The sequence below is a fragment of the Brevibacterium paucivorans genome (genome assembly GCF_016907735.1).
Lineage (GTDB): Bacteria > Actinomycetota > Actinomycetes > Actinomycetales > Brevibacteriaceae > Brevibacterium > Brevibacterium paucivorans.
Map to the genome: position 1 here is coordinate 1,910,786 of NZ_JAFBCP010000001.1, position 17,696 is coordinate 1,928,481.

General features: G+C 59.6%; 16 protein-coding genes. 13 read left to right on the forward strand and 3 right to left on the reverse strand.

Annotated elements, in window-relative coordinates:
- Window positions 1–28 precede the first annotated feature (28 nt).
- Both JOE56_RS11305 and JOE56_RS08865 read left to right on the forward strand, forming a co-directional pair.
- Complete coding sequence (locus JOE56_RS11305) at window positions 29–2,545, forward strand: FtsX-like permease family protein (protein ID WP_204515708.1); 2,517 nt, start codon at window positions 29–31, stop codon at window positions 2,543–2,545.
- 113 nt (window positions 2,546–2,658) lie between these two features.
- Window positions 2,659–3,648, forward strand: coding sequence for a tyrosine recombinase XerC (locus JOE56_RS08865; protein WP_204515709.1), 990 nt, complete (start codon window positions 2,659–2,661; stop codon window positions 3,646–3,648).
- Window positions 3,649–3,716: 68 nt separating this feature from the next.
- On the opposite strand, the gene JOE56_RS08870 is transcribed toward JOE56_RS08865, so the two are convergent.
- Entirely contained in the window at window positions 3,717–4,379 is a 663-nt protein-coding gene (locus tag JOE56_RS08870; protein WP_204515710.1) for an SDR family oxidoreductase, read from the reverse strand.
- A gap of 80 nt (window positions 4,380–4,459) precedes the next feature.
- Window positions 4,460–5,458: a D-alanyl-D-alanine carboxypeptidase family protein gene (locus JOE56_RS08875; RefSeq protein WP_204515711.1), complete on the reverse strand. Its 999-nt coding sequence runs from the start codon at window positions 5,456–5,458 to the stop codon at window positions 4,460–4,462.
- A gap of 381 nt (window positions 5,459–5,839) precedes the next feature.
- Here JOE56_RS08875 and rpsB point away from each other — a divergent pair, with 381 nt between their 5' ends.
- The 9 genes from rpsB (at window position 5,840) to JOE56_RS08920 (ending at window position 13,484) form a co-directional block, all read left to right on the forward strand.
- Complete coding sequence (gene rpsB, locus JOE56_RS08880; RefSeq protein ID WP_204515712.1) at window positions 5,840–6,796, forward strand: 30S ribosomal protein S2; 957 nt, start codon at window positions 5,840–5,842, stop codon at window positions 6,794–6,796.
- Window positions 6,797–6,850: 54 nt separating this feature from the next.
- Window positions 6,851–7,678 carry a translation elongation factor Ts gene (gene tsf / locus JOE56_RS08885; protein ID WP_204515713.1) on the forward strand — a complete coding sequence of 276 codons (828 nt, stop codon included), beginning with the start codon at window positions 6,851–6,853 and terminating at the stop codon, window positions 7,676–7,678.
- 198 nt (window positions 7,679–7,876) lie between these two features.
- The gene (locus tag JOE56_RS08890) at window positions 7,877–8,509 is read left to right on the forward strand and encodes a peroxiredoxin (RefSeq protein WP_204515714.1); all 633 of its coding nucleotides are present in this window, start codon (window positions 7,877–7,879) and stop codon (window positions 8,507–8,509) included.
- Between the two features lie 84 nt (window positions 8,510–8,593).
- Complete coding sequence (gene pyrH, locus JOE56_RS08895; RefSeq protein ID WP_239530416.1) at window positions 8,594–9,346, forward strand: UMP kinase; 753 nt, start codon at window positions 8,594–8,596, stop codon at window positions 9,344–9,346.
- 95 nt (window positions 9,347–9,441) lie between these two features.
- On the forward strand, window positions 9,442–9,963 hold the full coding sequence (gene frr / locus JOE56_RS08900; protein WP_420867794.1) for a ribosome recycling factor: 522 nt from the start codon (window positions 9,442–9,444) through the stop codon (window positions 9,961–9,963).
- On the forward strand, window positions 9,953–10,900 hold the full coding sequence (locus tag JOE56_RS08905; protein WP_239530417.1) for a phosphatidate cytidylyltransferase: 948 nt from the start codon (window positions 9,953–9,955) through the stop codon (window positions 10,898–10,900). Before frr ends, JOE56_RS08905 begins: the two co-directional genes overlap by 11 nt.
- Before the next feature lie 75 nt (window positions 10,901–10,975).
- On the forward strand, window positions 10,976–12,307 hold the full coding sequence (gene rlmN / locus JOE56_RS08910) for a 23S rRNA (adenine(2503)-C(2))-methyltransferase RlmN (protein WP_420867786.1): 1,332 nt from the start codon (window positions 10,976–10,978) through the stop codon (window positions 12,305–12,307).
- A gap of 9 nt (window positions 12,308–12,316) precedes the next feature.
- Window positions 12,317–12,874 (forward strand): DivIVA domain-containing protein, encoded by a 558-nt coding sequence (locus JOE56_RS08915; RefSeq protein ID WP_204515716.1) that lies wholly within the window; start codon window positions 12,317–12,319, stop codon window positions 12,872–12,874.
- On the forward strand, window positions 12,867–13,484 hold the full coding sequence (locus JOE56_RS08920) for a hypothetical protein (RefSeq protein WP_204515717.1): 618 nt from the start codon (window positions 12,867–12,869) through the stop codon (window positions 13,482–13,484). The genes JOE56_RS08915 and JOE56_RS08920 overlap by 8 nt, the downstream gene beginning before the upstream one ends.
- 100 nt (window positions 13,485–13,584) lie before the next feature.
- Here JOE56_RS08920 and JOE56_RS08925 read toward each other — a convergent pair whose 3' ends face one another.
- Complete coding sequence (locus tag JOE56_RS08925) at window positions 13,585–14,778, reverse strand: acyl-CoA dehydrogenase family protein (protein WP_204516120.1); 1,194 nt, start codon at window positions 14,776–14,778, stop codon at window positions 13,585–13,587.
- Between the two features lie 154 nt (window positions 14,779–14,932).
- Here JOE56_RS08925 and dxr point away from each other — a divergent pair, with 154 nt between their 5' ends.
- Together dxr and JOE56_RS08935 are read left to right on the forward strand one after the other, a co-directional pair.
- Window positions 14,933–16,132 carry a 1-deoxy-D-xylulose-5-phosphate reductoisomerase gene (dxr, locus tag JOE56_RS08930; RefSeq protein WP_204515718.1) on the forward strand — a complete coding sequence of 400 codons (1,200 nt, stop codon included), beginning with the start codon at window positions 14,933–14,935 and terminating at the stop codon, window positions 16,130–16,132.
- Window positions 16,129–17,616 (forward strand): M50 family metallopeptidase, encoded by a 1,488-nt coding sequence (locus JOE56_RS08935; protein ID WP_204515719.1) that lies wholly within the window; start codon window positions 16,129–16,131, stop codon window positions 17,614–17,616. The genes dxr and JOE56_RS08935 overlap by 4 nt, the downstream gene beginning before the upstream one ends.
- Window positions 17,617–17,696: the final 80 nt, after the last annotated feature.

Sequence of the window (17,696 nt, forward strand, 5' to 3'; positions counted from 1 at the left end):
GTTCCACCTCGCTTGGAAGACTCTGCGGGTGCGCAAAGGATCGTTCGTCGCCGCGTTCGTCGTGTTGATGTGCGCATCGGCGCTGATAGCCGCGTCCGGGGTGCTTGCCGAGTCCGGTTTGCGCAGCACTGGCGAACCCCATCGGTATACGCAGGCCGATGCGGTCGTCATCGCTGACCGGTCCTTCACCCCTGACGATGGAGACTTCACCACGACCACGCGACTCACAGAATCACCGGGCCTCCCAAATGGTCTGATCGAGACGATCCAGGCTTTGCCCGAGGTTGAGACCGCCATTGGCGACGACGACCTCGACTTGATGCTCGGCACGCATGCCTCTGCTGAGCCGACCCCAGTCGAGGGCCACGCGTGGCAGACATCGGAATTCGGCCCCTACACACTCGTCCGCGGCGATGCTCCGAGCAGTCCAGGAGAGATCGTGCTCACCGAGTCGATCTCCGCCCGGTTCGGCGTCACCGCTGGCGATGCGATCACCGTGTACCACCAAGCGATGCCGCACGACTACCAAGTTACCGGGATCGTCGCTGATCCACTCGACTCCGTAGAGAACACCGACCTGGTGTTCCTGCACGACGCCGACGCGCACCTGTTCGCCCCGAGTCCGGATCGGGTCTCAGCGATCGCCATCATCGCCGCAGACCAGGTGAGCGATCGTGAAGTCACGGAAGCCCTTGATCAGGCGACGGCGCAGGATGGTGCCGAGGTATTGACCGGAGCGTCGATCAGCCGGGCAGAACACGGGGAACTGGAGCAAGGTCGGGGCCTGCTGTTGCTGGTCGCGGCCTCATTCGGTGGCTTCGCCGTGTTGATCTCGCTGTTCATGGTCGCAGGCACCCTGGCATTGGCGTTGAATGCGCGGCGACGTGAGTTTGCGGTGCTTCGTGCGATGGGAGCGACACCCGGCCAGGTGCTCTCGATGGTCGGAGCCGAAGCGCTCTTGCTCGCTGGACTCGCCTCGACGCTCGGGGCTCTGCCGGGCTTTGCACTGGCTGAGGGCATGCGCCGTGTCTTTGCCCGCGTCGGTGTCATGCCCGAATCGCTCGTCCTGTCTTTCAGCCCGATCCCGGTGCTCGTCGCTGTCGCGCTTACTGTGCTCACTGCCTGGCTTGGTGCCATCACCGTCGCCTCCGGGCCTGCACACATTCGTCCGGTCGAGGCGATGCGAGACGCCTCTCGCGAAGCCCGACAGCCAGCCGGGTGGCGCACGATTGTCGGCCTCATCTGCGTGGCGCTCGGCCTCGGTGCTGCGCTGATCCCGATCGGGCTACGTAGCGACGCCGGAACCGCCGGAACGAGTAGCGCCGCGCTCCTCCTCGTGATCGGGCTCGCCCTCGCCGGCCCGTTCGTGCTCCGTCCACTCGTCACCGTGGTCACACGGCCTCTACGTCGTTTCGGCGTCAGCGGGTTCCTCGCTGCAGAGAATTCCGAGGCTCAGGTGCGTCGTCTAGGGGGCGTTCTGATGCCGCTTCTGTTGGCCATCGGGTTTACGCTCCCGATGGTCTACAGCCAAACCATCCTCGCCCAGGCCGTCACCGACCAGATCGAAGAAGGCATTACCGCTGACGTCGTTATCGCCGACACCGGTTCGGGTGGCATTGACCCGGACGTGCTCGCCGCGATCCAGTCGCTTCCCGAAACCGGAACTGTCACGGCAGTGCAGGACACCCAGATACTCCTGCCGTACTCGATCTTCGGCGACCCTGACGTCACCCAGACCACCGCTCGTGGCATCAGTGCAGACGGAATCACCACGACGCTCGATCCCGACATCGTCAGCGGCGATCTCACCGACCTCACTGGATCAACGATCGCTGTCGACCGCTCCACCGCCCGCATCATCAGCGCCCAGGTCGGCGATGACATCGAGGTCGTTCTCGGCGACGGCACAAGCACGACGCTCACGGTCGTCGCGGTCTACGACCGGGGCCTCGGACTGGGCGGCGCGATCCTGCCCTCCCAAGTGCTCGACAGGCACGCCGCAGCACCTACACAGGCACTCATCAGTGCCGACGGGTCCGCCACCTCCGATGCGCTTCACGCGGCACTCGCAGACCTGCTCGCCCGGTATCCGACCCTGACTATCGCAGATCAGGCGACGTTGGCCGATCAATCACGCTCTGAAACCATGATGACCTCTTGGGTGAACCTCACCGGGCTGGTCGTGATCGTCGCGTTCATCAGCATCACCGTGGTCAACAACCTCGTCATGGCGACCCTCGAGCGGGCCCGCGAGTTCTCCCTGCTTAGACTCATCGGCACCACCCGCGCACAAATCCTCCGAATGCTCTGTTACGAAGCCCTGGTTATCACCGTCCTCGCCATCGTGCTGGGTAGCCTCATCGCAACGATACCCCTGACCGTGCTGAGCCTGGCGTTCCTTGGTAACCCCCTCCCAGCAGCCTCGCCTTGGGTCTACATCGGCGTGATCGCCACTGCCGCCGTGCTCGCGCTCACATCTACCCTCACTCCGGCCACTCGCATTCTCCGGCAGCCCACGACGTCGACGATCGGAATCCGCGAGTGAGGCTGACGGTTATTGCGTACTAGGCCTCATACGCCTCTCGCCGTTCGGCGCCACGCTTCACCAACCGTCATCGCGTCGTCGCTAGAGTTGCGAACCTGGCGTACCCTTGAAGAATGGCGACTTCCCCACACAACGCCACCGCAACTGGCGAACCTCAGCATGACCGGTTGAGTGCCCAATACGTCGACGCACTTAACCGCTTTCACAACGAACTGACGGTACACAAGAACGCATCGGAACACACCGTGCGCAACTACATCGCCGACGCCACCAACCTCATGCAATTCCTCACCCACGACGGCAACGGTGACCCCATCCCTTTGGCCGACATCGAAATCGGCAACCTCCGCCAGTGGCTACTCCACCTATCTGCCCAAGGCGCCTCGTCCGGAACCCTCGCCCGTCGCATCGCAGGCATACGGTCATTCTTCACGTTCACCACCCGGGCAGGCATCACCGCCACCAACCCGGCCAGCAGACTATCCACGCCCAAAAAAGCCACCCGCCTGCCCACCGTCCTTCAGCAGTCCCACACTGAAGACGTCTTCACTCAACCGTTTGAGCCACCTGCGGACGATGCGAAGCTCACCAAGACCCAACGTGCTACACGCGCACGCGACATCGCACTCGTCGAACTGCTGTACGCCACCGGCATGCGCGTGTCCGAACTCGTCAACCTTGATGCCACCGACGTCGACTGGACCGCCGGGCTCATCACAGTTCTAGGAAAAGGAAACAAGCAACGCCGCATCCCATTCGGCGGTCCTTCACAACGCGCACTCACCGAATGGTTAGAAGTCAGAAACCACCTGGCCAGTGACGGTCAAGAAGCCTTGTTTGTAGGCGTCCGAGGCGGCAGGATCAACCAGCGCCAAGTACGCGACGTGGTCCACAAGGCCACGGCAAAACGGGCCAACTCACCGGAAATCTCGCCCCACGGTCTACGCCACTCGGCTGCCACCCACATGGTTGAAAACGGGGCCGACATCCGCCAAGTACAAGAGTTCCTGGGCCACGCAACCCTGAGCTCAACCCAGATATACACGCACGTGAGCCTGGGCAAACTTAAGGACTCCTACACGCAGGCCCACCCACGCGCCTAAGCGTGTGAGTGGGCGTCACTATGCATACACTGCACCGGCGCCTGATCATCAGGCGCGACTATCGGGATCTAGGCAAGAAATGCGTTGAGTGAGTCCTCCATCGGGGTATCCCCGTCGAGGATGTCCAGGTCTTTTCCATACGTGCGCTCATCATTCAGGACGTGCAGAATGAAGTTCGCTACATCGGCACGCGCCGTGGTCGAACCCTTACGTACCTCACCCTGGGAAACCGAGAGTTTCCTGGTCTCGGGTTCATCTGTCAGACGACCAGGCTTGACAATCGTGAAGTCCAAGTCAGACGCCCGAAGCGAGTCATCGGCAATACGTTTGGCATCCCAGTACGCGGCAAAGACCGGGTCAGTGCCTTCTGCAGTTGGGTGCTCTGCTCCCACGAACGACACCTGTACAAACCGGGCCACGCCGGCTTCCTTGGCTGCCTGCTGAGAAGTGATCGCGGCTTTCAAGTCCGAGGTGTATTTCCGGAACACGCCCGAACCTCCACCCGCACCAGCGAGGAACACCACAGCGTCGTGACCTTTAACGACCTCGGCCAGTTCTGAAACCGCCACTGTTTCCACATCGAGAACAACTGGGTGAGCGCCCATTGCGCTGAGCTCATCGACATGATCAGGGTTTCTCACCACGCTGGTGATACTGACGTCACCCTTACGTTCTGTGACGAGACGAGCAATTTTTCCGTGTCCACCAATGATTGCAATACGTGTGCTCATACCCGCGAAACACACAGTGCGCGCGAACTATTCCATGTGTACTGCATCGCCATCAAGTTTGACGGTCTCAGCCCACCGGTTTAGCCCATGAACTCCCAGTGCCACGGCTCAGGCAATGACCCGCCTTGGCGTGCCCAGCCGGGGTGATCCCACCCGTACTTAGGGCCGTTTGTGCGCAACCACCGATGCTCTGATGTACCAAAGCGGTTGATGCCTCCGCCGAGGTCCACGGCAAGGCCCCACCCGTGGTTCGACCGACCTGGGGTCGCTGCCATTCTGCCTTTGCGTTTCTTCAGGATCACCTGCTGCTCATATGTGCGGTATGAGTCAGTCACTGAGATCGGCCGGCCGAACTGGGCCTTGAACGCAGCTGACAATTCATCGAAGGCTCGGGCTGCATCGCATCTGAGCATGTGCCCAGGCGCTGACTTCACAGCGCACATTGCGACTGCTGGGATTCGCCCGTTTTGGTGCCCACCCCACGGGCCTGCTCCTTTACCTTTGCCCTTATAACTCGGCTGTTGATCGACTGCCAAGGGTTTAGGCGCTTGCGCCTCTGGTAGAAGGATCGAAGCGCCAGAAGAGAAGAAATCTACCGGATTGAGGTAATCTTTCGCTCTGTCCTTACGCCATACACCCACATGCACGCACCCTTGCGGGCAATGCGACGGTGAGGACACCTTAGCCATGTGCATCCCCGGGGTAATGTCATCGCCCTTCTTCAAATCGCTGTCGACCGACTCATAACTCACCACATAGTTACCTACCTCGACACTCATCACGCGTTTCCCCGCGATCACTCCCACGAACCGCACCACCCCAAAACCTGGGGCACGCACGGGCTCACCTGGAAGCGCCAGGACATCGACACCTCGGTGCCCGGACTGCCAATTCTTGTCTGGCTTATCGAAACCACGAATCACTTCAAACCCAGGCACCGGAGTCATCCACGTGCCAGACGGTTCATCTGAGTGCTCACCGGGTGCCGCATACACCACGGAATCTGGAACATGTGTGGCACTCATCAGCGTCATCGCTAAAACGAGCCACGAAACTACAGTCAAAATTCGAGAAATCATGTACTTATAGCACTACGTGACCAGCACTGATAAAAGACCCGAATCCAAACCTGTGGAAACCGCGGAGTCTTCCACACAGCTCTTGCCACGGGAACGAAAAACAATCCACACGCGCGGTGCCATAAGTACCTATTTGGTTACTCGCGCGTGACCTGCATAAAATAGGGCCAGCAGGAGTGTCAGAACTCTTGACTACGCGTATCCGACACACGAGCGGTGCCTCAGGTGCGTTTTATCCACACATATTCCTCCAGCAGGACACGTGGGTGAAGCGTGGGCTTCCGCCACGGATACCAGGAACAAACCGAAATCCGCGCAGGGTCAACCCAGTTGGAACCTGCGCCCGAACGCGCGTAAGCGCCATGAAAGGAGGGCGTCGGCATGGCCGTCGTCACCACTCGCCAGTTGCTCGACTCCGGTGTTCACTTTGGTCACCAGACTCGTCGCTGGAACCCCAAGATGAAGCGTTTCATTTTCACGGAACGCAACGGCATCTACATCATTGACCTGCAGCAGACGCTGGGCTACATCGACACCGCATTCGAGTTCATCAAAGAAACCGTTGCGCACGGCGGATCGATCATGTTCGTCGGAACCAAGAAGCAGGCCCAGGAAGCTATTGCCGAACAGGCACAGCGCGTTGGTCAGCCATTCGTGAACCAGCGCTGGTTGGGCGGTATGCTCACCAACTTCCAGACCATCTCCGGTCGTCTGCGCCGTCTGAAGGAACTCGAAGAAATCGACTTCGACGACGTAGCTGGATCGGGTCACACCAAGAAGGAACTGCTCATCCTGTCGCGCGAAAAGGAAAAGCTTGAGCGCACCCTGGGCGGTATCCGCGACATGCAGCGCACCCCTTCAGCAGTGTGGATCGTTGACACCAAGAAGGAACACCTGGCTGTTGACGAAGCTAAGAAGCTTGGTATCCCAATCGTGGGTATCCTCGACACCAACTGCGACCCTGACGAAGTTGACTACCCAATCCCAGGTAACGACGACTCGATTCGCTCCGTAGCCCTTCTGACCCGCGTCGTTGCAGACGCAGTTGCCGAAGGTCTGCTCAAGCGCCACTCGTCTGACGAAGGTGAAAAGAACGTCTCCGCTGTTGACGTTGAACCAATGCCAGAATGGGAACGCGAACTCCTCGAAGGTAAGAGCGGGGACGACGCTAAGGCAGAAGACGCTAAGGCTGACGAAGCCAAGGCAGAAGAAACAAAGGAAGCCAAGGACGAAACCAAGGCTGCCGACGCTATGGAAGAACCCAAAGCAGAAGCAGCCCAGGAAGAATCCAAGGAAGAAGCCGCCGCTGACGCCGACGACAAGTCGACCGAAGCCTGACACGTTAGTGCTGTAACCCCACGCACGTAAATCCTCTCGACTATAGGAGATCACATGGCAAACTACACCGCCGCTGACATCAAGGCTCTGCGCGAAAAGACCGGTGCAGGCATGATGGACGTGAAGAAGGCTCTTGACGAGGCTCAGGGCGACCAGGCCAAGGCTGTTGAAATCCTGCGCGTAAAGGGCCTCAAGGGTGCCACCAAGCGCGAAGGACGTTCGACCTCGGACGGTCTTGTTGCTATCAAGACCGACGGTGGCGTCGGTACCATGATCGAATTCAACTCCGAAACCGACTTCGTTGCTAAGTCCGACAAGTTCATCAGCCTGGCTGACGAAATTCTGGAACTGGCAGTGGCGAACAACGCTTCGGACGCTGAAGAGTTCAAGAACGTGGAAATCGACGGCAAGCCTGTCTCCCAGATCATCACCGAAGGTGGTGCCTCCCTGGGCGAAAAGGTTGACCTGAAGACCGTTGCGCGCCTCGAAGGTGCCAAGGTCGCTTCCTACCTGCACCGCACCAACAAGGACCTGCCTCCACAGGTTGGTGTTCTGCTGGCATACGAAGGTGACAACGACCAGGCTGCACACGACGTAGCCGTGCACATCGCTGCTCTTGCACCTAAGTACTTCAGCCGCGAAGACGTTCCAGCTGAACTGGTTGAAAAGGAACGCGAAATCGCTTTGGAAACCGCAAAGAACGAAGGCAAGCCAGAAGCTGCTCTGCCAAAGATCGTTGAAGGCCGCGTCAACGGATTCTTCAAGGAAAACGTTCTGCTGGACCAGGGCTTTGCCAAGGAGCCAAAGAAGTCGGTTCAGTCCATCCTGGACGAAGCTGGCATCAAGGCAACCGGTTTCGCACGCGTGCGTGTGGGATCCTAATCTAAGCGCTAGCTAACAAAAACGTGCCACCACACTCTTGTGGTGGCACGTTTTGTTTTGCCGTGTGCCGGAGGGTTTAGGCCCAGCAAGTTCACGTGGTCTTTACCCAGGTAGGGGCGGGTCTTTACCCTCTCGCGAGTCCGTGGTTACACCCAGCGCTTACTGTGTGGGGAATACCCACAATCGAAAGGACTCATGATGACCCTCATGCTCGGTGACGTAGCCCCAGACTTCACCTCCGAAACCTCGGCTGGCGAAATCTCGTTCCACGACTGGGCTGGTGACAACTGGGTTGTGCTCTTCTCGCACCCAGCCGACTTCACCCCCGTCTGCACCACCGAGCTGGGTCGCGTCGCACAGCTGAGCGACGAATGGGCAAAGCGGGACGTTAAGCCAATCGCCCTGTCAGTGGACTCGAAAGAAGACCACGACAACTGGATCTCCGACATCAACTCCTACGGCAACACCACCGTGGAATACCCCATCATCGCCGACCCCAACAAAACAGTCGCGGAACTCTACGGCATGATCCACCCCAACGAAGGCGACACGTCATCGGTGCGTTCGGTGTTCATCATTGACCCGGCCAAGAAGATCCGCCTCACCATGACCTACCCCAAGTCAACCGGGCGCAACTTCGACGAAATCCTTCGCGTGATCGACGCCCTCCAAACCGCAGACCGCGCGGAAGTCGCCACCCCAGTGGACTGGAAGAGCGGCGACCGGATCGTCGTCCCACCAACCGTCACCACTGACGAAGCCCGCGAACGCTTTGACGACGTCCAGGAGTCCTTCCCTTACTTGCGCACCGCCCAGATCCGCGGAAACTAGGTACCACCTCGGCGGCGCTTACACAAACGCTGTGGGCGACCGTTAGTATTAGAGGTGGCCCGCAAGTTCTGACGTGAGGATCCCATGGAATCGCCTGTTCATTTTTCTAGCCACGCAATGCATCCGGTTCGTACTGATCGCAGGCGAGTGCTTCTGAAACTGTCAGGTGAAGTTTTTGGTGGGGGATCCGTTGGGGTAAACCCGGACATTGTGTCGGCAATCGCTAAGCAGATCGTGCCTACCGTGCCCGAGGTGGAAATCAGTATCGTCGTAGGTGGCGGCAATTTCTTCCGCGGGGCGGAACTGCAGCAACGTGGAATGGACCGTACACGTGCGGACTACATGGGCATGTTGGGCACCGTGATGAACTGCCTTGCTCTGCAGGACTTCTTGGAACAGCAGGGCGTGGACACGCGTGTGCAAACCGCAATCCCTATGAGCCAGGTGGCCGAGTCGTATATTCCGCGCCGCGCCATGCGACACATGGAAAAGGACCGTGTCGTGATTTTCGGCGCGGGTGCTGGACTGCCGTTCTTCTCAACCGACACCGTGGCTGCACAGCGTGCGCTCGAAATCCACGCCGACGAAGTTCTCATCGCCAAGAACGGTGTGGACGGCGTGTACACCGCGGACCCCAAGAAGGACCCGTCGGCCACCAAGATTGACCACATCACCTTCCAAGACGCACTTACCCGAGGCCTCAAAGTCGTCGACGCGACCGCGTTCAGTTTGTGCATGGACAACTCCCTTCCCATGCGTGTCTTTGGCATGCAGGGTGACGGCAACTTGCAGCGCGCGATCATGGGCGAAGACATCGGAACCGTAGTCAGCGCATAGAGTCTGCCGTCCAGGTCACCCCAGGTAGGATTGAACAGAACGTTCCCAAGGAGAAGACATTGATCAACGGAATTCTTAAAGAAGCTAGCGCCAAAATGGATGGTGCGATCGAAGCTACCCAGTCCGCTTTCGGTAACGTACGAACCGGTCGCGCCAACCCTGGCCTGTTTTCTAACATCCCTGTGGAGTACTACGGCACTGCCACACCTATGCAACAGCTCGCATCGTTCCAGGTGCCTGAAGCTCGCACCATTCTCATCACCCCATATGACCGCAGCGCGTTGACCGACATTGAGAACGCGTTGCGTAACTCCGACATCGGCGCCAACCCCGCTAACGACGGAAACGTTATCCGCGTGACCCTCCCGGAACTCACCGAAGAGCGCCGTAAGGAGTACGTCAAGATCGTCAAGGGCGATGCTGAAGAAGGTCGCATCTCAGTGCGCAACGTGCGTCGCAAGGCCAAAGAACAGCTCGAACGCATCCAGAAGGACGGCGAAGCTGGTGAGGACGAAGTCAAGCACGCTCTTGGCGAACTCGACGAACTCACCAAGAAGAAAGTCGACGAAATCGACTCGCTTCTGGCCGCTAAAGAAAAAGAGCTGCTTGAAGTCTGATTTGTCGTCTTACGACGAGCGCCAGTCGAAAACTTCGGCTGGCGCATCTTCGACTTCTCAGAACCCCGTCACGGGGGCTGAACCCAACCCGCAGGCACCTCAGCCACCAAAAAAGGACTACGGGCGAGCCGGGCGCAACCTTCCGGCGGCGATCGCCGTGGGTCTGGTGCTGGGTGGCGCTGTACTTGCCAGCCTGGTGTTCATTCCCGAAATGTTTTTGGTTGTGGCACTCATTGGTGTCGTGGCTGCGACCTGGGAACTGTCCAACGCACTGAGCCGATCCGGTTCTAAGGTGGCGCGTGTTCCCACCATGATTTCAGCTGGGTTCATGATCCTGGCCGCATATTTTCTGGGGCGTGAAGCGCTCTGGGTGACCTTCACACTGGGGTGTGGGTTCATCCTCATCTACAACCAGATCCGCCGGCACCGCCTCAACCCTGTAAAAGACGTGTGCTTGAGCATCTTCGCCCTCACGTATGTGGGGCTGATGGGCTCGTTCATCGCCTACATGTTGTCGTTTCCCATGGGCAATATGCTGGTGATCACCTTCCTGGCCATGGTCGTTGCTAGTGATACCGGTGGTTATACCTTTGGTGTTCTGTGGGGCAAGCACCCCATTGCGCCAAGCATTTCGCCTAAAAAGTCGTGGGAAGGCTTTGCAGGATCCGCGCTCTTCTCCACCGTTGTAGGCGTGTGCATGGTGGTGCTGGCGTTCGGTGCTCCGTGGTGGACCGGCCTTGTTCTAGGCATGGTCATTCCGGTTTTCGCCACACTGGGCGACTTCTCCGAATCCATGATCAAACGTGACTTGGGTCTTAAAGACATGGGCACGTTGCTACCTGGCCACGGGGGAGTGATGGACCGGTTGGACTCGATCCTTCCAACCGCACCAGTGGCTCTTGCGCTCTACCACTTCTTGCCAGGTCTTCTGTTCTAGGCGGACCGGTTCTAGGTGGACCGGGCAACACGCGAAGTGTCTGTCTGAGCTAATTCGTGCGATACTGGGAGGGCCATGGCCCAGAATTTAACACCTCGTCAGGTACGCCCTGTTGTCGAACATGAGGACGGAACGACCTCGAAAACCCCCATGCGGGACGGTCGGCCCCTCCTGAATTTTCGGTCACCTCGGGTGAAACAGCCGCCTCAGCACCTAGCCGACTTGTCGCTAGAAGAACTGACGCAGGCTGTCAAAGACAAAGGGCTTCCCGGGTTCCGAGCCAAACAGCTGGCCACCCACTACTACGTACACAACACCACTGACCCAGCTGACATGACCGACTTGCCGGCCGAACAGCGCGAAGAACTCGCTACAGAGTTCTTCCCACCACTGCTCACCGAGGTCAGGCGCCTGCGCACAGAAGACGGTGACACCATCAAATTCCTGTGGCGGCTGTTCGACGGTGCCATGGTCGAATCCGTGCTCATGCGCTACCGTAACCGCATCACCTTGTGCGTGTCCTCGCAGTGTGGGTGCGGAATGAACTGCCCGTTTTGCGCAACCGGCCAGCAGGGCCTCACCCGCAACATGTCCACGGCCGAAATCGTCGACCAAGTCATCCAAGCAAACCGCGTGATCGCAGCCGGGGAACTGGCCCCTGCCGCCGCAACGACCACCAACTACCTGGGTGAAGAGGCAGCTGAAGTCGGTTCCGAAGCCGACACCCCCGAAGGCGCCGCAGACGCGCCAGCAGAAACCGGCGCCGCAGACGCCCAAGCCGCTACCACCTCGGCCGGGGTACACGACCGTGTCGCCAACGTGGTGTTTATGGGAATGGGTGAGCCGCTGGCCAACTACAAGCGCGTCATGAACGCGGTGCGCCGCTTCACCACACCAGCACCAGCCGGCCTGGGCATGTCGCCGCGCCGCATCACCGTGTCGACCGTGGGCTTGGTGCCGGGCATCAAGAAACTCGCCACGGAAAACATCCCGGTGACGTTTGCGCTGAGCCTGCACGCACCGGATGACGACCTGCGTGACGAAATGATTCCCGTCAACACGCGGTGGAACGCCGACGAAGCGATCGACGCCGCGTACGACTACTACAAAACCACTGGCCGGCGCGTGTCGATCGAATACGCGCTCATTAAAGACATGAACGACCACGCGTGGCGTGCGGAGCTTCTGGCTAAGAAGCTCAACGCCCGAGGTCGTGGCTGGGTTCACGTGAACCCAATCCCGCTTAACCCCACGCCAGGGTCCGTATGGACGGCTTCCGAGCCCGAGGTTGCCGCTGAGTTCGTGTGCAGGCTCGTCAAGGCGGGGGTACCGACTACAATTCGAGACACACGCGGTAAAGACATCGACGGTGCGTGTGGTCAGCTGGCTGCTGAGGATGAGGACTAAGGAGACGCTTTGGAACAGAACTTCCCCAAGATGTCGGGGTGGAAGAACGGTTATGACCCGGCACAGGTCGACAGCTTCTTCAAGCGCGCCCGCGAAAGCTTTGAGCGCGAAACCCCTCAGCCTGGCGACCTGGATGCGCGTGCGGTGCGCACTGTTGGTTTTGACTTAAAGCGCGGTGGCTACCACGTGGGCGTTGTTGACGCGGCCCTTGACCGTTTGGAGGATGCGTTCGCCAAGCGTAGCCGTGAGCAGCTGGTCGCCACCTCTGGTGAGGACGCTTGGGTTGATGAGCTCACGCGCGCTGCCGGTTCGTTGCGTGGGCGTCTGAGCCGTGCGCCAGGTGAGCGTTTTAACTTGGCTGAGCGTGGCGCCATCGGCTACGACATCGAAGAAGTCGACGAACTGTGCGACAAGATCAACGCGTACTTCACCGATGGCCTGGCGATGAGCGTGGACGAGGTTCGTCGCGTCCTGTTCAAGATCCGCAAGGGCAAGAAGGCGTACAACGAAGACCAGGTGGATGCGTTCATCGACCGTGTTGTTGAAGTGATGGCATCGGTTGACTGATATCCACTGGTTTGCCCGGCCCGGCGTTCGCGGGGAGGGCCACCCGGGGCTCATGAACCCGGTGTATGAGCTGTTGGACTTCCCCGTGGCGATGGGTCGCGCTGATGACGTGTTTGTGCGTGACCGCAACTGTTTCGGGGAGTCGGTGGAGCTTACTTTCGCCGAGGTGTTAGACCGCTCCGCGAAGTTCGCTGGCGTTTTGCGCCTTATGGAGGTGAGCGAAGGGACGTGCGTGTCGGTTGCGTCCGACGTGTCCCCGCTGACTGCTCACCTGGTGAAGTTGGGTGCGTGGCGTGTGGGCGCGTGTGTCGCGTCCGCGGACTCCGGCGCCCCGGTTCGGATTGTGGCCGGCGAGACTCCAGCTCAGAGTCCCAGAGAACGCGGCGCCCACCAGGCGTTTTCCAAGCCTGTGAAGGCCCTACCCAGTCATTTTGAGGGCGCAGTTGCCCTGTTTGAAGGTAACGAGTTTGTTCTAGACACGGTTGTGCGTGACGCGCGGGTTGAACCGGCCGCTGTGGTGGAGCTTCGCCCCGACGCCGTTGTGCAGTGTTCCAACGCACCCAATACTCAGCGCCTGACAGCCTTGGAAGCAATCAAAGCATACGCATAGGCTACGTACCCTCTGGGCCTGAATGCCAAAACGCGAAAGTGGCCAGGAACAGCTCAACCGTTCCCAGCCACCTCACTTTAGACGACCTATACGTATCTCGTTACGCGAACGCGTTGATTCCGGTGAGCGAACGTCCCAACGTGAGCTGGTGAACCTCGTGGGTACCTTCGTACGTGAGGACGGTTTCCAGGTTAATGGCGTGGCGCAGCGGCGAGTATTCGCTGGTAATACCCGAACCACCGAACAGCGCACGCAAGTCACGGCAGATGTTCATCGCGGTGTCGGCGGTGACCATCTTGCCCAAGCTGATCTGTTCAGGGCGAACACCCGTGGTGTCCTTGAGCTTGCCCAGGTGGGCTGCCAGCAGGGTGATCTGTGAGTACTGACCAAAGGCCTTTGCCAGCTTCTGCTGCGTGATCTGGAATGCCGCGAGTGGCTTGTCGAACTGGATACGTGAACCGGTGTACATGAGCGCCTGCTCAAGTGCGTCGCGAGCAGCACCAGTAGCACCAAACACAATCCCAAAACGAGCTTCAGACAAGCACGTGAGCGGCCCGCGCAGACCCTTGGCCTTAGGCATCATGGCGTCAGCAGGGAGGCGCACGTTGTCCAGCACGATTTCACCCGTAATGGACGCGCGCAGCGACAGTTTGCGTTGAACCTTGGGGCACTCAACACCAGGTGTGTCGGTCGGAACCACGAAACCACGGATGACGGGGCGACCCTTTTCATCCTCTTCGTCGGTCTTAGCCCACACAACGGCAACATCCGCAACAGGGGAGTTGGTGATCCACATTTTTGCGCCGTTGAGCACCCAGTCGTCACCGTCGCGCTTTGCCACGGTGCGCATGTTGGACGGGTCGGATCCCACATCAGGTTCGGTCAGACCAAAGCACCCAATGGCTTCACCCTGAGCCATGCGTGGCAGCCATTCGTTCTTCTGCTCTTCCGAACCCCAGTGGTGGATTGCGAACATTGCAAGCGATCCCTGCACGGACACCAGCGAACGCAGACCGGAGTCCACGGCCTCAAGTTCGCGGCACGCCAGGCCGTACTGGGTTGCGGTTGAACCGGCGCATCCGTAGCCTTCCAGGTGCATACCTAGGACGCCCAGCTGGCCCAGTTCTTTGGCGAGCTCACGAGCCGGAATGGTGCCTTCTAAGTACCAGTCGCCGATCTTGTCACGCAGGTTGTCATCGGCCCATTGGCGAACAACACCGGCCCATTCGAGGTCTTCTTTGCTAAAAACCGAGTCGATTTGCAGAATTTCGTCCGGCGTTTGCGTCTTTGCCACGTTTGTCTCCTTGTTGTCGTTGGTGTAGATGCGCGACTGCGTATCCGATTCGTCTATTTGCACTGTACATTGCGTGTTCCGTGTCACTAAACCCGGCCCGAGGTTGCGGGGGCTGGCTCAGCGTCCTCTGCAGTTAGCGTGTCAAGATTGTCTGGTGGCTGTTCGACAAATCGCGATTTTAGGTTCAACTGGTTCGATCGGAACGCAGGCGTTAGAGCTCATTTCTGCTCACCCTGACCGGTTTCGTATATCGGCGCTGTCTGCGGGCACAAACGTTGAGTTGCTGGCCCGTCAGGCGGTTGAGTTCGGGGTGCCTGTCGTTGGGTGTGCTTCCCACACCGAGGCGGTAGTTTCCTCCGCGGTGGACGCAGCCGCCAGCGAAGCGGGTAAACCGAACCCGGTGCGTGAGATTGTGTGTGGTTCTGAAGCTGCTGCAACGATTGCGGCCATGCCCACCGGCACGGTTCTCAACGCGATCACGGGAGCAGCTGGTCTGACCGCCACCCATGCCAGCCTGCGGGCCGGAACGGACACGGCTCTAGCGAACAAGGAGTCCCTCATCATCGGGGGAACCATGATCACGGATTTAGCGGCCTCGACGGGCGCTCGCCTTCTTCCTGTTGACTCGGAGCACTCTGCCCTGTGGCAAGCTTTGCGCGCGGGCACCCACCTGGAGGTCGACAGGCTAGTCTTAACCGCCTCGGGCGGACCTTTCCGAGGCATGACCCGCGAACAGCTAGAACGCGTGACCCCGCAACAAGCGCTCAAACACCCCACGTGGGACATGGGACGGGTGATCACCACGAATTCGGCGAGCCTGGTGAACAAGGGGCTCGAAGTGATTGAGGCGCACCTGCTGTTTGACGTGCCGTATGACCGGATCGACGTGGTGGTCCACCCGCAGAGCAACATTCATTCCATGGTGCAGTTCGTGGACGGTTCCACACTGGCGCAAGTGTCGCCACCGGACATGAAACTTCCGATCGCATATGCCTTGGGGTACGAAGAACACATTCCTAAAGCAACGGCGCCTAATGACTGGTCGCAACCCGTGACGTGGACCTTTGAACCGGTCGACCACCAAGCGTTCCTCGCGTTGGGGTTGGCGGCTCGGGCCGGGCAAGCCGGGGGCGTACACCCCGCGTGGTACAACGCCAGCAACGAAGTGTTCGTGGACGCGTTCCATGATGGGCACATCAGCTTCACCGCAATCAGCGACGGCCTGGCTGCGGCCCTAGACAAGGCCGACCAGCTGAACGCAGACAACGCGGTACCTGGTGGCCTTACACTTGAACACGTCCTGGAAGCTGACGCACACGCCCGCGCTTGGGCTCACGAGTGGGTGAACGCATGACAATCCTTCTGTACATTCTGGGAGTCATTCTTTTCTTAGCCGCAATTGGCTTGTCGATTGGACTCCACGAAATCGGTCACTTGGTGCCTGCCAAGAAGTTCGGCGTCAAGGTCACCGACTACATGATCGGGTTTGGCCCAACCCTGGTGTCGCTTAAACGTGGGGAAACACGGTACGGGATCAAACTCCTCCCGTTGGGTGGGTTCATCGCGATGCCTGGAATGTACCCGCCCAAGGAAGCCACACACACGCGCGCACAAGACGTACCGGACGAAAAAACCGTTCGCGGCATCGTGCGCGAAGCAGCCAAGAAGCGTCACGCGAACCAGGAGCTCGCTGACTCTCAACAGCCCGTGGTGACCGACACGCGGCAGGACGGGACACCTCGGAAGGGGCGCCTGTTTGAAAACACCCTGGCCGACGCCCGCGAATTCTCCAACCGGGGGATCGAACCCGGTGAAGAACACCGCACGTTCTACGCGCTCAACCTGCCCAAACGCCTGGTCGTGATGTTCGGCGGGCCGTTCATGAACCTACTGCTGGGAATCGGGATCCTAGCGTTAGTGCTCTTAGGAATCGGGGTGCCCGGCCCATCCACCACCGTGGCGACCGTGGTCGAATGTGCCGTCCCCGCGTCAGAAGCTCAAGCGCGACAAGCGGCAGGCAACGACGACTGCACGCCCAAGGACCAGCTCACCCCCGCATGGGAAACCGGCATCAAACCAGGTGACAAAATCCTCGAAATCGGGGGCACCCCAGTTGAGTCATGGGACCACATGACTGAACAGATCCGCGCAGCCGCTGGAACCACGGTCCCCATCAAACTGGAGCGCGACGGCCAGGTGATCACAAAAGACGTGCCGATTATCACCTCGGAACGCCCCAAAACCGACGAACACGGTAGCCCCATCACCCGTGCCGACGGCACCCCCGAAACCGAACAAGCCGGGTTCCTGGGAGTCTCACCCACGCAAGAACTCACCCCCATCCCTGTGAGTGAATTTCCCGGCACGGTATGGTCCTCGATCACTCAGACCTTCAGCGCGCTTTTCCACCTGCCGCAACGCCTGGTCGAAATCGGGCAGATCGCCATCAGCGGGGGAGACCGGCCAGCTGACGGACCAATTGGCGTTGTGGGAATCGGGCGTGTGGCCGGCGAAATCGTGTCCACCGATCTGTTCGATGTGGTGGACAAGGTTCAACTGGGGTTGAGCCTCGTGGCCTCGCTGAACTTCTTCCTGTTCGCCTTCAACCTAGTGCCATTGCTGCCCCTGGACGGTGGTCACATCGCAGTCGCGCTGTATGAAGGCGCTCGCCGGCGAATCAACCTTGCCCGAGGTCGTGGCATCGTTGGTCCGTTCGACACCGCCCGGTTGCTACCGCTCACCTACGGGGTCGTGGGAGTCATGCTGGTCATGACGCTCCTTTTGCTGTACGTGGATCTGTTCAATCCGATCACGCTGCGCGATCTGTTTGGCGGTTAGGGCCAGTCGCGGACTAGGTCGAATAAGGACACCGAACACACGAAGACATAGAATGAACGTACATCGCGTGGAAGGGAAAG

Bases quoted from the DNA above. Each gene is read 5' to 3' on its own strand.
- JOE56_RS08865 (WP_204515709.1), top strand. From the start codon at position 2,659: ATGGCGACTTCCCCACACAACGCCACCGCAACTGGCGAACCTCAGCAT.
- JOE56_RS08870 (WP_204515710.1), bottom strand. From the start codon at position 4,379: ATGAGCACACGTATTGCAATCATTGGTGGACACGGAAAAATTGCTCGT.
- JOE56_RS08875 (WP_204515711.1), bottom strand. From the start codon at position 5,458: ATGATTTCTCGAATTTTGACTGTAGTTTCGTGGCTCGTTTTAGCGATG.
- rpsB (WP_204515712.1), top strand. From the start codon at position 5,840: ATGGCCGTCGTCACCACTCGCCAGTTGCTCGACTCCGGTGTTCACTTT.
- tsf (WP_204515713.1), top strand. From the start codon at position 6,851: ATGGCAAACTACACCGCCGCTGACATCAAGGCTCTGCGCGAAAAGACC.
- JOE56_RS08890 (WP_204515714.1), top strand. From the start codon at position 7,877: ATGACCCTCATGCTCGGTGACGTAGCCCCAGACTTCACCTCCGAAACC.
- pyrH (WP_239530416.1), top strand. From the start codon at position 8,594: ATGGAATCGCCTGTTCATTTTTCTAGCCACGCAATGCATCCGGTTCGT.
- frr (WP_420867794.1), top strand. From the start codon at position 9,442: ATGGATGGTGCGATCGAAGCTACCCAGTCCGCTTTCGGTAACGTACGA.
- rlmN (WP_420867786.1), top strand. From the start codon at position 10,976: ATGGCCCAGAATTTAACACCTCGTCAGGTACGCCCTGTTGTCGAACAT.
- JOE56_RS08935 (WP_204515719.1), top strand. From the start codon at position 16,129: ATGACAATCCTTCTGTACATTCTGGGAGTCATTCTTTTCTTAGCCGCA.